The organism is Acidovorax sp. 35-64-16, from assembly GCF_002281195.1.
Lineage (GTDB): Bacteria > Pseudomonadota > Gammaproteobacteria > Burkholderiales > Burkholderiaceae_C > Acidovorax > Acidovorax defluvii.
The window spans coordinates 100,535-113,851 of record NZ_NCFM01000001.1 but is presented as its reverse complement, the minus strand read 5'-3'; the positions used below and the strand labels follow the sequence as shown (position 1 = coordinate 113,851).

General features: G+C 68.4%; 10 protein-coding genes. 2 read left to right on the top strand and 8 right to left on the bottom strand.

Annotated features, from left to right (window positions below):
- Window positions 1-14: 14 nt before the first annotated feature.
- Window positions 15-1,181, top strand: a complete 1,167-nt coding sequence (locus B7Y64_RS00555; protein WP_291326603.1) for an ABC transporter substrate-binding protein — start codon at window positions 15-17, stop codon at window positions 1,179-1,181.
- A 51-nt stretch (window positions 1,182-1,232) separates the two neighbouring features.
- On the opposite strand, the gene B7Y64_RS00550 is transcribed toward B7Y64_RS00555, so the two are convergent.
- The 6 genes from B7Y64_RS00550 to B7Y64_RS00525 all read right to left on the bottom strand — a co-directional run bounded on the left by B7Y64_RS00550 (window position 1,233) and on the right by B7Y64_RS00525 (window position 9,929).
- The gene (locus tag B7Y64_RS00550; RefSeq protein WP_291328272.1) at window positions 1,233-2,384 is read right to left on the bottom strand and encodes a serine hydrolase domain-containing protein; all 1,152 of its coding nucleotides are present in this window, start codon (window positions 2,382-2,384) and stop codon (window positions 1,233-1,235) included.
- Window positions 2,385-2,474: 90 nt separating this feature from the next.
- Window positions 2,475-4,178 (bottom strand): long-chain fatty acid--CoA ligase, encoded by a 1,704-nt coding sequence (locus B7Y64_RS00545; protein ID WP_111865929.1) that lies wholly within the window; start codon window positions 4,176-4,178, stop codon window positions 2,475-2,477.
- Between the two features lie 190 nt (window positions 4,179-4,368).
- A complete protein-coding gene (locus B7Y64_RS00540) occupies window positions 4,369-5,589 on the bottom strand; it encodes an acyl-CoA dehydrogenase family protein (RefSeq protein WP_114654639.1) in 1,221 nt (406 codons plus the stop codon).
- Window positions 5,590-5,708: 119 nt separating this feature from the next.
- Window positions 5,709-6,482, bottom strand: a complete 774-nt coding sequence (locus B7Y64_RS00535; RefSeq protein ID WP_024813651.1) for an SDR family oxidoreductase — start codon at window positions 6,480-6,482, stop codon at window positions 5,709-5,711.
- A gap of 46 nt (window positions 6,483-6,528) precedes the next feature.
- Window positions 6,529-7,707: an acetyl-CoA C-acyltransferase gene (locus B7Y64_RS00530; RefSeq protein ID WP_291328133.1), complete on the bottom strand. Its 1,179-nt coding sequence runs from the start codon at window positions 7,705-7,707 to the stop codon at window positions 6,529-6,531.
- Between the two features lie 125 nt (window positions 7,708-7,832).
- The gene (locus B7Y64_RS00525; protein ID WP_291328131.1) at window positions 7,833-9,929 is read right to left on the bottom strand and encodes a 3-hydroxyacyl-CoA dehydrogenase NAD-binding domain-containing protein; all 2,097 of its coding nucleotides are present in this window, start codon (window positions 9,927-9,929) and stop codon (window positions 7,833-7,835) included.
- 211 nt (window positions 9,930-10,140) lie between these two features.
- Between B7Y64_RS00525 and B7Y64_RS00520 the strand changes: the two genes are divergently transcribed.
- The gene (locus B7Y64_RS00520) at window positions 10,141-11,967 is read left to right on the top strand and encodes an acyl-CoA dehydrogenase (protein WP_291327055.1); all 1,827 of its coding nucleotides are present in this window, start codon (window positions 10,141-10,143) and stop codon (window positions 11,965-11,967) included.
- A 77-nt stretch (window positions 11,968-12,044) separates the two neighbouring features.
- Here the strand turns inward: B7Y64_RS00520 and B7Y64_RS00515 are convergent, their stop codons facing one another.
- Window positions 12,045-12,473 carry a rhodanese-like domain-containing protein gene (locus B7Y64_RS00515; protein WP_291327054.1) on the bottom strand — a complete coding sequence of 143 codons (429 nt, stop codon included), beginning with the start codon at window positions 12,471-12,473 and terminating at the stop codon, window positions 12,045-12,047.
- A gap of 39 nt (window positions 12,474-12,512) precedes the next feature.
- The gene (locus tag B7Y64_RS00510; protein WP_111865922.1) at window positions 12,513-13,316 is read right to left on the bottom strand and encodes an IclR family transcriptional regulator; all 804 of its coding nucleotides are present in this window, start codon (window positions 13,314-13,316) and stop codon (window positions 12,513-12,515) included.
- Window position 13,317 lies beyond the last annotated feature (1 nt).

Genomic DNA, 13,317 nt, shown 5'->3' with positions numbered 1-13,317 from the left:
CACTAGGAGACAGCATGAAACGCAAGACCATTCTTCGCCTGTGCGCCAGCACCTTCGCCGCAACGCTGCTGGGCGTTGCCCCGGCCATGGCCCAGCAGGTCGTCAAGATCGGTTACTCCGGCCCCCTGAGCGGCGGCGCCGCGCTGTACGGCAAAAACGTGCTCAGCGGCATGGAAATGGCCATCAAGGAAATCAACGAGGCCGGGCTGGAGGTGGCGGGCCAGAAAGTGAAGCTGGAGGTCGTCGCCCTGGACGACAAGTACAACCCGTCCGAAACCGCCATCAACACCCAGCGCCTGGTGCAGGAGCACAAGGCTGCCGCCGTGCTGGTGCCGCACTCGGGGGGCAGCTTCGCCGTGCAGGCCATCAATGAGCAGCAAAAGGTGCTGCTGCTGTCGTACACCAGCGTGCCGCAGATCACCGAGAAGGGCAACAAGCTCACGCTGCGCATTCCGCCCGAGTTCACTTCCTACATCAAGCCTTTCGTGAGCCACGCCATGGGCAAATACGGCAAGAACGTGGCCGTGGCCAATGCCGACCACGACTACGCCAAGGCCTGGACGGCAGCGTTCAAGCCCGCCTGGGAAGCGGCCGGCGGCAAGGTCGTGGCCGAAAACCCGATGTCGTACAACCGTGCCACCGACTTCTACAGCGGCGTGAGCCGCGTGCTGGCGTCCAAGCCCGATGTGCTGTTCATCGGCGGCGCCTCCGAGCCCACGGGCCTGGTGGTCAAGCAGGCGCGCGAGCTGGGCTTCAAGGGCGGCTTCGTCATCATCGACCAGGCCAAGATGGACGAGATCGGCAAGATCACCGGCGGCTATGGTCCGCTGGAAGGATCGATTGGCGTGCTGCCGGTGGTGGAAGACAGCACGGCCGTGACCAAGGCCTTTGTGGAGCGCTTCCGCAAGCTCAACCCGGGCCGCGACCCGAGCTCGGAGGTGTCGCTGAACTACTCTGCTGTGCACGCCACTGCGCTGGCCATGAAGATGGCCGGCAGCACCAGCGATGCAGCGGCCATTCGCGCCAACCTGGACAAGGCGTTCAAGGCCCTGCCCGATGCGCACAACCCGCACGACATCAACGGCGTGAACGAACGCGGCGGCTCGACGGCCAACACCCGCGTGGCCGTGGTTGAAAACGGCAAGATCCGCGAGATCCGACTGAGCGATCTGGCCAAGTAAGCCAGGCGCGAGAACACAAGGCCCGCCATCGCAAGATGGCGGGCCTTTTTTTCAGAGGGCGGCGTACACGAGGGCCGGGTACAGCTCGCAAAGGTAGCGCAACTGCCCGGGGGCCTGGGTCAGCAGGATGGCAAACAGGTCTTCGACCGGGTCCACGAAGAAGAAGGTGCCCCCGAGGCCGCTCCAGCTGTACTGCCCGGCAGAGCCTGGGCGCGTGGCCAGGCCGGCTGCTGTGCGCACGGCCACGCCCAGGCCAAAGCCGTGGCCGGTGGGCAGAATGTCGCCCGCCACGGGCAGGGAGCCCAGGTGGTCGGCCGTCATGAAATCCACCGTGGCGCGGCCCAGCAGCCGCACGGGGCCGTCCGGGCCCGGTGCGGTGCCCCGGCCCAGCATCAGCTGCAGAAAACGTGCGTAGTCGCGGGCGGTGGATACCAGCCCGCCGCCGGCCGACTCGAACACGGGGGGTGCGGTCACGTCGATCAGCGCCACTTTCAGGCCGGTCTGCGGGTCGAGTGCAAAGGGCTCGGCCAGGCGGTGCTGCTGCGCTGCGGGCACCGAAAAACCGGTGTCGTGCATGCCCAGCGGGCCGAACACGCGCCGCTGCAGGATGGCGCCCAGCGGCTCGCCCTCGATCACCTCCAGCACAGCGCCCAGCACATCGGTGGCGCGGCTGTATTCCCAGCAGGTGCCGGGGGCGTGTACCAGCGGCAGCGGGCCGAGTGCGGCCGCCAGTTGGGTGTTGTTGTGGCGGCGCGATCCGATGCGCGCGGCGCGGTAGGCGTCGGGCACGGTGCCCAGGTCCCAGGCGTAGCTCAGGCCGGCGGTGTGGCGCAGCAGGTCGTGCATGGTGGCCTCGCGCGGGGCGGGGGTGGTGGCGCCCGTGGCCGGGTCGTACACCTGCTGCGCGGCAAAGGCGGGCAGGTAGCGGGCCACCGGGTGCGACAGCAGCAGGCGGCCTTCTTCCATCAGCATCATCGCCACCAGCGAGGCGATGGGCTTGGTCATCGAGTAGATGCGAAACACCGTGTCCGGCGCCATGGCGGGCGTTGCCGTTTCGGCGGAGGGCGGGCGCTGGTGGCCCACGGCCTCGTGCAGCACGGTCTGGCCCCGGTGGTGCACCAGGGCCACGGCGCCGGGCAGCAGGCCCTGGTCCACATGGGTTTGCAGCACGGAGCGCAGGCGGGCGAGGGCCTCAGGGTTCATGGTTTCAAGCATTTTTGGCCTCCAGCCCTTGATGTGTAATCGCTGACAGCTATCATAAATAGAGCAATTTGCGATGGTGTGCGAGGCAAATCACCCGGCGGTGCGTGCAGGCTCCTGCTCCTGCAATGCGCGCCACTGCACCTTGCCGGTGCCCGATTTGGGCAGGCTGTCGGCAAACTGCACGATCCGCGGGCTCTTGTAGGCTGCCATGTGGCCGTGCGCCCAGTCGACGATCTCCTGCTCGCTCACCTGGCCCTTGAAGGCCTCGCGCAGCACCACCACGGCCTTCACGGTCTCGCCGCGGCGCTCGTCGCGCGCGGCAATCACGCAGACCTCCTGGATGGCGGGGTGGGCGTACATCAGCGCTTCCACCTCGGCCGGCCAGACCTTGAAGCCGCTGGCATTGATCATGCGCTTGATCCGGTCCACCATGTAAAAGTAGCCGTGCTCGTCGGTGCGGGCCAGGTCGCCGGTGCGCAGAAAGCGTTTGCCGTCCAGGGTGACAAAGGCGGCTTCGGTGGCCTGGGGCTGGCCCCAGTAGCCCTGCATGACCTGCGGGCCGTGCACGATGATTTCGCCCACCTCGCCCGGGGGCAGTTCGGCCAGGGTGGCCGGGTCGACCACGCGGGCGTCCACGTCGAAGATCGGGATGCCCAGACACTGCTTCATGGGCCGCTCGGGCGGGTTGATGTGCGTGGGCGCAATCGTTTCGGACATGCCATAGCCTTCGATGTAGTCGAGCCGGCACAGCTCCTTGAGCCGCGTGGCCACGGCCTCGGGCATGGCCGCGCCGCCGCCGCTCAGGCGGCAGATGCTGGAGAGGTCGTATTCGGCCAGGCGCGGGTTGGACAGCAGATCCACCACCATGGTCACGATCATCTGCGTGCCGGTGACGCGGTAGCGCTGGATGAGCTGCGCGGCGGCGTCGCGGTCCCAGCGCGGCAGCAACACGATGGTGGCGCCCACGTAGAGCGAGCCGTTCATGCCGTTCTGCATGCCGGTCACGTGGAACAGCGGCAGCACCACCAGCGACACCGCGTCCTGCGGCGTGCCCAGCCACTGCGTGCCGGCGACGGTGTTGTACATCACGCTGCGGTGCGTGTGCATGCAGCCCTTGGGGTGGCCGGTGGTGCCCGAGGTGTAGGGCATCACGGCCAGGTCGTCGGGACCGGCCTGTATGGGCGCGGGGCGCAGGCCGGCGGCCAGTGCGTCCGTCCAGGGCATGGCGCCGGGCTCGGTGACAGGCTCGCGCGGCGCATGCACGAAGGTCGGCACCGGCAGATCGGTGGGCGCGGTGGCGTAGTCGCTGTAGGCCGCCACCACGGCATGGCGCAGGCCGGGCGCGGCGGGATCGGCCGCGGCGGCAGCCAGGCCTTCGCGCAGCAGCGGCCGCACCTGGGCGAACAGGTCTTGCGGCGCAACAATGGTGCGGGCGCCGGCGTCGCTCACGTAATGGCGCAGTTCCTCGGTGAGGTTCATCGGGTTCACCGGCACGACCACCGCGTCGGCACGCAGGATGGCGTAGAAGCCGATGACGAACTGTGGGCTGTTCTGCATGTAGAGCAGCACGCGGTCGCCCTTGCGCACGCCGCACACCTGCTGCAGGTGGGCCGCCAGGCGCTCGGTTTCGTCCTGCAGGCGGGCGTAGGAAACGACCGAATCGTAGAACACCAGCGCCGCCTTGTCGGGGTAGCGCAGGGCCGAGACTTCGATGTTGCGGTAGAGGTGCGTGGCGGGCACGGTGAGGTGGCGCGGCAGCATGCGCGGCCAGTGGGCGAAATGGCGGTCGGACATGGGTGATTCGTTGGCTATGGGGTTTCAGTGATCCGTGGTGCATCGCCGCCCGTAGGCGTGTGGCACTGGCGCCGCGCCACGGGTCAGAAGGCCGCGGAGCAGGCCATGCCAGCGGACGCCGTGGAACGGGCCTGGCCCGGCCACGGGCGTCGTCCCCCTGGGGGGAAGGCGCGAAGCGACTCAGGGGGGGTTACTTCAGGTACCGGGCCAGTTCCATCTTGCCGATCTGGTTGCGGTGCACCTCGTCGGGGCCGTCGGCAAAACGCAGCGTGCGCGCGCTGGCGTAGGCGGCGGCGAGCGGGAAGTCGTCGCTCACGCCCGCGCCGCCATGCACCTGCATGGCCCAGTCGATCACCTGGCAGGCCATGCTGGGCGCGGCCACCTTGATCATGGCGATTTCCTTCTTGGCCACCTTGTTGCCCACGGTGTCCATCATGTAGGCAGCGTTGAGCACCAAGAAGCGCGCCTGGTCGATCAGGATGCGCGCGTTGGCGATGCGCTCGCGCGTCACGCCCTGGTCGGCCACGGGGCGGTGAAAGGCCACGCGGCTGAGCGCCCGTTTGCACATGAGTTCGAGCGCGCGCTCGGCCACACCGATCAGGCGCATGCAGTGGTGGATGCGCCCGGGGCCCAGGCGCCCCTGGGCGATCTCAAAGCCCCGGCCCTCGCCCAGCAGCACGTTGCCCACCGGCACGCGCACGTTGTCAAAGCTCACCTCGCCGTGGCCGTGCGGGGCGTGGTCGTAGCCGAACACGGGCAGGGCGCGCTCCATGGTCACGCCCGGGGTCTTCATGGGCACGAGGATCATCGATTGCTGGCTGTGGCGGCTGGCGTGGTCGGGGTCGGTCTTGCCCATGAAAATCAGGATCTCGCAGCGCGGGTCGGGCGCGCCCGAGGTCCACCACTTGCGGCCGTTGATCACGTACTCGTCACCGTCGCGCTCGACGCGCGCCTCGATGTTGGTCGCGTCCGACGAGGCCACGGCGGGCTCGGTCATGGCGAAGGCCGAGCGGATGGTGCCGTCGAGCAGGGGCAGCAGCCAGCGCTGCTGCTGCTCCTGGGTGGCGTAGCGCACCAGGGTCTCCATGTTGCCGGTGTCGGGTGCCGAGCAGTTGAAGGCCTCGGGCGCCACATGCGAGCGGCCCATGATTTCGCACAGCGGAGCGTATTCGAGGTTGGTCAGGCCCGCGCCGTATTTCGACTCGGGCAGAAACAGGTTCCACAGGCCGGCCGCCTTGGCCTGGGCCTTGAGCTGTTCCATCACCTTGGTGGGCTGCCAGGGGTTGCCGGCCTTGCGGTTCTCGGCCACCTCGTGGTGGTACACGGCCTCTGCCGGGTAAATATGCTCTTCCATGAAGGCCGTCAGGCGCTTTTGCAGGTCCACGACCTTGGGGGAGTAAGAGAAGTCCATGAGTCAATCCTTTGAAAAAATACCGAGGCCGATGGGATGGGCGCTGCCCACGCCATGGCAGACGAACAAGGGCCGCCCCGCAGCGAGAGAAGCGGGAAGGCGCGCAGCGCCTCAGGTTGTCATATCAGGCTCGCGCCGCCATCGACCACGATGCCCTGGCCGGTGATGTGGCGTGAAGCGTCGGAGGCCAGAAAAACCACGGCGCCCTTGAGGTCCTCGTCGCCGCCGATGCGGCGCAGCGGTGTGCGCTCGACCATGGCAGGGCCGAGCTTTTCGATCAGGCCATTGGCCAGCTTGCTCGGGAAGAAGCCCGGGCAGATGGCGTTGACGCGAATGCCGTAGTGGCCCCACTCGGACGCCAGCGTGCGCGCGAAGTGCAGCGCGGCGGCCTTGGAAGTGTTGTAGGCGATGGTGTTCATGCCGGGCGGCGTGCCCTTGATGGCGGCCACCGAGGCCGTGATGATGATGTTGCCCCGGCCCTTGGGAATCATCACGCGCTTGCCCACCTCGCGCGAGAGGAAGAAGGGCGCGTTCACGTTCAGGTCCATCACCTTGTTCCAGGCGGCGTCGGGGTAGTCCTCGGCGTTGGCGCCCCAGGTGGCTCCGGCGTTGTTCACCAGGATGTCGATGGTGCCAAAGCGCGCCAGCACCTGGTCCACCATGGCGGGAATCTGGTCGAACTTCGACAGGTCATTGACCACGGTTTCGACCTCGTAGCCCAGGCCTTCGAGGTGCGCCTTGGCCTGCGCCAGTTCATCGGCCTTGCGCGCCGTGATGGCGAGTTTGGCGCCCATCTCGCCCAGCGCCTCGGCCATCTGCAGGCCCAGGCCGCGCGAGCCTCCGGTGACGAGGGCGACCTGCCCGGTCAGATCAAAAAGTTGTTTCACACTCATGGCTGTTGCTCCTTGGTTGTTCATGGCCCGCGATGGGGCCGTTGTTTCAGCACACTTCGAAAAGACCGGCCGCGCCCTGGCCGCCGCCGATGCACATGGTGACCACCACGTACTTCACGCCCCGGCGCTTGCCCTCGATCAGGGCGTGGCCCGTCAGGCGCGAGCCCGACACGCCATAAGGGTGGCCCACGGCGATGGCGCCGCCGTTGACGTTGAGTCGTTCGTCCGGGATGCCCAGCTTGTCGCGGCAGTACAGCACCTGCACGGCGAAGGCTTCGTTCAGTTCCCACAGGCCGATGTCATCGGCCTTCAGGCCGGCCTTGGCCAGCAGCTTGGGCACGGCGAACACCGGGCCGATGCCCATCTCGTCGGGCTCGCAGCCCGCCACGGCAAAACCCCGGAAGATGCCCAGGGGCTGCAGGCCGCGTCGTTCGGCGAGCTGGCGGTCCATCAGCACGCAGGCCGAGGCACCGTCCGAGAACTGGCTCGCGTTGCCGGCGGTGACCACGCCGCCGGGCAGGGCGGCGCGGATCTTCTGCACGGCCTCCAGGGTGGTGTCGGGGCGGATGCCCTCGTCGGAATTGATCGTCACCTCTTTCATGGTGATGCGGCCCGTGGCCTTGTCCACCACGCCCATGGTGGTCTTCATGGGGGCGATCTCGTCTTTGAAGAGCCCTGCGGCCTGCGCGGCAGCAGCGCGCAGCTGGCTGCGCACGCCGTATTCGTCCTGCGCCTGCTTGCCAATGCCGTAGCGCTGGGCCACCTGTTCGGCGGTCTGCAGCATGTTCCAGTAGATCTCGGGCTTGTGCTCGACCAGCCAGGGGTCGCGCCGCATGTGGGTGTTGGCCTCGTTCTGTACGCACGAGATGCTCTCCACGCCGCCCGCCACATATACCTGGCCCTCGCCCGCGATGATGCGCTGCGCGGCCAGCGCGATGGTCTGCAGGCCCGAGGAGCAGAACCGGTTCACGGTCATGCCCGCGGTGGTGATGGGTAGGCCGGCGCGCAGCGCGATCTGGCGCGCCACGTTGCCGCCGGTGGTGCCCTCGCCGAAGGTGCCGCCCATGATGACGTCTTCGACCTCGGCGGGGTCGATGCCCGCGCGCGCCACGGCGTGCTGCACGGCATGGCCGCCCAGCGTGGGGCCGTAGGTCATGTTGAAGGCGCCCTTCCAGCTCTTGGCCAGGCCGGTGCGGGCGGTGGAAACGATCACTGCTTCTGTCATGGTGTGCTTGTCCTGTGGTGGTGTTATTCCTTTTCCAAATCATTCGTGTCTAGGCGCGAAGCCGCAGACAGTGCTTGAGCACGGCAAGGCGGAGCAACAACGACACGGATGGTTTAGAAATGGAATTAGTTGAAGCTCCGGCCTTCTTCGGCCAGTCGCACGAGCAGCGGCGCGGGTTGCCAGGAGGCGTCGGCACCCGGCTCGGCGGCGAAGCGGCGCAGGCTGCGCACCACCTGCGGCAGGCCCACGGTGTCGGCGTAGAGCATGGGGCCGCCCCGGTGCAGCGGGAAGCCGTAGCCGTTGAGGTAAACCAAGTCGATGTCCGAGGCGCGCGCGGCGATGCCTTCTTCGAGAATGCGCGCGCCTTCGTTCACCAGTGCGAAGATGCAGCGCTCGACGATTTCCTCGTCGCCGATCTTGCGCGGCGTGATGCCGTGGGCGGCACGGTAGTCGGCGATGAGCTGCTCGGTCACGCTGTCGGGCAGGGGCGTGCGGTTGCCGGCCTCGTAGCGGTACCAGCCCGCGCCCGTTTTCTGGCCGAAGCGTCCGGCCTCGCAGAGCTTGTCGGCCACGATGGGCTTCATCTCCACCCCGGCCTCGGCGGCCTTGCGCTTGCGCGCGGCCCAGCCGATATCGAGGCCCGCGAGGTCGCCCATGCGGAACGGGCCCATGGCCAGGCCGAACTTCTGCAGCGCGCCGTCAATCTGCTGGGGCAGGGCGCCCGCGTTGATCAGGCCCTGGGCGGCGGCACCGTAGCGTGCCAGCATGCGGTTGCCGATGAAACCGTCGCACACGCCTGAGACCACGGCCACCTTCTTGATCTGCTTGGCGAGCTGCAGGCTGGTGGCCAGCACGTCGGGCGCAGTCTGGGCGCCGCGCACAATCTCCAGCAGGCGCATCACGTTGGCCGGGCTGAAGAAGTGCAGGCCGATCACGTCCTGCGGGCGCTGCGTGAAGGTGGCGATGCGGTCGATGTCCAGGTACGAGGTGTTGGACGCCAGGATGGCGCCGGGCTTGGCCACGGCGTCGAGCTGGCGGAACACGGCCTCCTTCACGCCCATTTCTTCGAACACGGCTTCAACGATGAGGTCCGCGTCCTTCAGCGCGGCGTATTCCAGCGTGGGAGTGATCAGGCCCATGCGCTGCTCCACCTGCTCGGGCTTGAGCTTGCCCTTCTTCATGGAGTTCTCGTAGTTCTTGCGGATGGTGGCCAGGCCCCGGTCCAGCGCTTCCTGCTTCATCTCCAGCAGCACCACGGGGATGCCGGCGTTGAGGAAGTTCATGGTGATGCCGCCGCCCATGGTGCCGGCGCCAATCACGCCCACGCGGGCGATGGGGCGGAGTACCGTGCCCTCGGGCAGGCCCGGCACCTTGGCGGCCGCGCGCTCGGCCTGGAATACATGGCGCAGCGCGCGCGACTCGGGCGTCTGCATCAGCGCCTGGAACAGCGTGCGCTCGGTCTGCAGACCCTCGTCGAAAGGCTTGAGCGAGGCCGCCACGGCCTCCACGCACTGCAGCGGCGCCGGGAAGGGCTTGCTGGCAGCGGCCACGGTGTTGCGCGCGAACTGCAGGAAGGCGTCGGCGTTGGGCTGCTTGACCTTCAGGTCGCGGGCGCGCGGCAGCGGTTCGCCCCGCGCCGCCACCTGGGCGGCGAAGGCCACCGCGCCTTCGACCAGGTCGCCCTCGATCAGCGCATGTACCAGCGGCGTGCCCGCGAAGGCATTGGCGGGCACGGGCTGGCCCGAGACGATCATGTTCAGCGCCGGCTCCAGGCCGATCAGCCGCGGCAGGCGCTGCGTGCCGCCCGCGCCGGGCAGCAGGCCCAGCTTCACCTCGGGCAGGCCGAGCGAGGCGTCGGGCAGGGCCACGCGGTAGTGGCAGCCCAGCGCCAGTTCCAGCCCGCCGCCCAGGCACACGCCGGCGATGGCGGCCACCACCGGCTTGGTGGAACCGTCGAGCGCGCGGATCACGCTGGGTAGCGTGGGCTCCTGGCCGGCCTTGGGCGTGCCGAACTCGCGCACATCGGCGCCGCCGGAGAAGGCGCGCGCGCTGCCCGTGAGCACGATGGCCTGCACCTGCGGGTCGGCCAGCGCCTGGTCGAGCGCGGCGACGATGCCGCTGCGCAAGGCGTGGCCCAGGCCGTTGACGGGCGGGTTGTTCAGCGTCACCACGGCCACGGGGCCGTGCACTGCGTAGGAGGTGGAAGTGGGGGTGGTGCTCATGGGGAGTCCGGAAGTGGAGGGGCCAGTGACAACCGATGGTTCTGCATTGCAGAATCAACGCCCGGTCCATGCTATCGGCCACCCGCCGTGCTGTCTGTCACCTGCGAAACTCTGCGCCGTTGCTGGTTGCCCGGGTCGTGCCTACGATGGCGGGGTTTCGCGCCCCTCCGCTGGCCGCAGTGGTGGCGCCGTCTTTCCCTTAAATTCTGCAATGCAGAACACCGGAGGCCCCTTGCCCGAATCCCTGCTCATCAACCGCCGCGACCTCGACTTCCAGCTGTTCGAAGTGCTGCAGGCCGAGGCGCTGGCGCAGCGCCCGCGCCATGCCGACCACAGCCGCGAGACCTTCACCGCCGCGCTGGACACGGCGCACACCATCGCTGAAGAAAAATTTGCGCCGCACAACCGCGCCTCGGACGAGCACGAGCCGACCTTCGAGAACGGCCGCGTGCGCATGATTCCCGAGGTGCGCGAGGCGCTCGACGCCTTCTGCGCCGCCGGCCTGCTGGCGCCCACCAAGGATTACGAGCAGGGCGGCATGCAGCTTCCCGTGGTGGTGGCACAGGCCTGCTCGGCGCTGTTCAAGAGCGCCAACGGCGCCACCACCTCGTACGTGGGCCTGACGCTGGGCAATGCCAATGTGATCGAGCGCTTCGGCAGCGAGGCGCAGAAGGCCAAATACCTGGCGGCGCTGCTTTCGGGCCGTTTCTTCGGCACTATGGCGCTGACCGAGCCGCAGGCCGGCTCCAGCCTGTCGGACCTGACCACCAGCGCCACGCCGCAGCCCGATGGCACCTACCGCATCAAGGGCAGCAAGATCTTCATCTCGGGCGGCGACCACGAGCTGCGCGAGAACATCGTGCACCTGGTGCTGGCGCGCATCCCGGGCGCGCCGCCCGGGGTCAAGGGCATTTCGCTGTTCACCGTGCCCAAGTTCCGCGTCAACGCCGATAGCAGCCTGGGGCCGCGCAACGACGTGACGCTAGCGGGCCTGATCCACAAGGCCGGCTGGCGTGGCACCACGTCCACCCTGCTGTCGTTTGGTGACCAGGACGACTGCGAGGGTGAACTCGTGGGCCAGCCGCACCAGGGCCTGGCCTGCATGTTCCACATGATGAACGAGGCGCGCATCGGCGTGGGCATGGGCGCGGTGATGTACGGCTACCGCGGCTATCTGGCCTCGCTGCAGTACGCGCGCGAGCGCCTGCAGGGCCGCCCGCCCGCTGCCAAGGACCCGCTGCAGCCGCAGGTGCCGCTGGTGGCGCACGCCGACGTGCGCCGCATGCTGCTGGCGCAGAAGGCCTATGTGGAGGGCGCGTTTGCGCTGGGCCTGTACGCCGCGCGCCTGGTGGACGAGCAGCGCACCGGCACCAGCGAGGCCGCACGCGCCGAGGCGGGCCTGCTGCTGGACCTGCTTACGCCCATTGTCAAATCCTGGCCCGCGCAGTGGTGCCTGGAGGCCAACAGCCTGGCCATCCAGATCCACGGCGGCTACGGCTACACGCGCGAGTACCCCGTGGAGCAGTTCTGGCGCGACAACCGCCTGAACATGATCCACGAGGGCACGCACGGCATCCAGGCACTCGACCTGCTGGGCCGCAAGGCGGTGATGCAGCAGGGCGCCGCCATCGCGCTGTTCGGCCGCACACTGCAGGCCACCGTGGAACAGGCCCGCGCCCGACCCGCGCTGGCCCCCCATGCCGAGGCGCTGCAGGCGGCCTGGGGCGAGGTGCTGGCCACGCTGGCCGTGCTCACGCCGCTGCTGCGCAGCGATGGCGACCGTGCGCTGGCCAACGCCAGCGTGTTCCTCGAAGCCTTCGGCCACACCGTGCTGGCCTGGACCTGGCTGCGCCAGGCCGTGGTGGCCGACGGCGCGCTGGCGCAGGCCGCCACGCCGCAGGACGCAGACTTCTACCGCGGCAAGCTGCAGGCCTGCCGCTGGTTCTTTCACTGGGAGCTCCCTCGCACCGCGCCCCAACACGCGCTGCTGCGCAGCCTGGACGACAGCACGCTGGCGATGCAGGACGCGTGGTTCTAGAGGGTTTGAATGAAATCGGGCTCTGGCGCTTTACTGGCAAGCGCCAGTAGCTATGAAAACAATAGCTTGCAAGGCGCTCAGCGTGCCGCTGGCTTGACCAGCGGCAGCCCGCGCCGCGCCCATTCCGACATGCCGCCCTCGACATAGCGCACGTTGGTGTAGCCGCGCTCGCGCAGCGCCTGCCAGACGGCCCGCGAGCGGTTCTGCGTGTTGCAGATCAGCAGCACGGGCTGGGCGGCGTCCTTGGGAATCTCGGCCAGGCGGGCGCCGATCTCGCGCATGGGCAGAAGCTTGGCCCCGCGCGCGACGCCGGTGGCATGTTCGTGCGGCTCGCGGATGTCCACCAGCAGGGCGCGGCCCGCCTCGGCCTCTGTGCGGGCGGTGTCCAGGCCCAGGCGTTCGGCAGACGGGGCAGCGCCTGCAGGCAGGGCGGTCACTGCACCCAGGGCCATGGTCAGGGCCCAGCGCATGGCGGAGCGGCGAATTAGCGGGTGAAGAGCGTTCATGGCTTTGGGCGGGGTGTGAATGCGGGGATTTTCGTGGTTTCAGCGGTTCAGCGCCGCCTCGATGCGCGACACCATCTCGACCAGCCGGGGGCGCACTTCGCCCAGCAAAAATTCCGGCGAGACAGTGAATGAGGGGCCGCCACAGTTGATCACCATCGGCGGCAGGCCGCCGCCGGGCTGGAAGGCGCGGGCGATGGCGTTCACGTTCTTCTGCCAGTCGCCAAACGAGCAGGCCACGCCCAGGCTGCGGTAGTCCTGCAGCGCCTTGTCAACGCCGGCCTGCACTTCGGGCCAGGCCTGTTCGTCGCGGGCGCGCAGCTGCTCCAGCAGGGGGCGGCGCTCGTCTTCGGTGATGGCTGCGAGCCAGGCGCGCCCGATGGCTGAGGTGGCCAGCGCGATGCGCGAGCCCACGTCCAGGCTCAGCGTGAGCAGGGCCGAGCTGCGGCAGTTTTCCACATAGATCATCGAGAACCGGTCGCGTGTGCCCAGCGAGACTTCGGCCGTGGCGAAGTCGGCCAGCTCCTGCATCAGCGGGCGGGCGATCTGGCGTACGTCCAGCCGTACCAGCATGGTGCTGCCCAGCGAGAGCGTGGCCGTGCCCAGGCGGTACTTGCCAATTTCTTCGATGTGGATCAGGTACCCCTGCCGTGTGAGCGTGTAGGTCAGGCGCGAGACGGTGGACTTGGGCAGCTTGCAGCGCTGCGCGATCTCCTGGTTGCCCAGCACCTTGTCGCCCGAGCGGAAGCACGCCAGAACGTCCAGGCCGCGTGCCAGGGCAGTGACGAAATGGCGGTCTTCCTTGGTCCGGGGAGGCGCTGGGTGGGAAACGCGGGGCGCAGACATG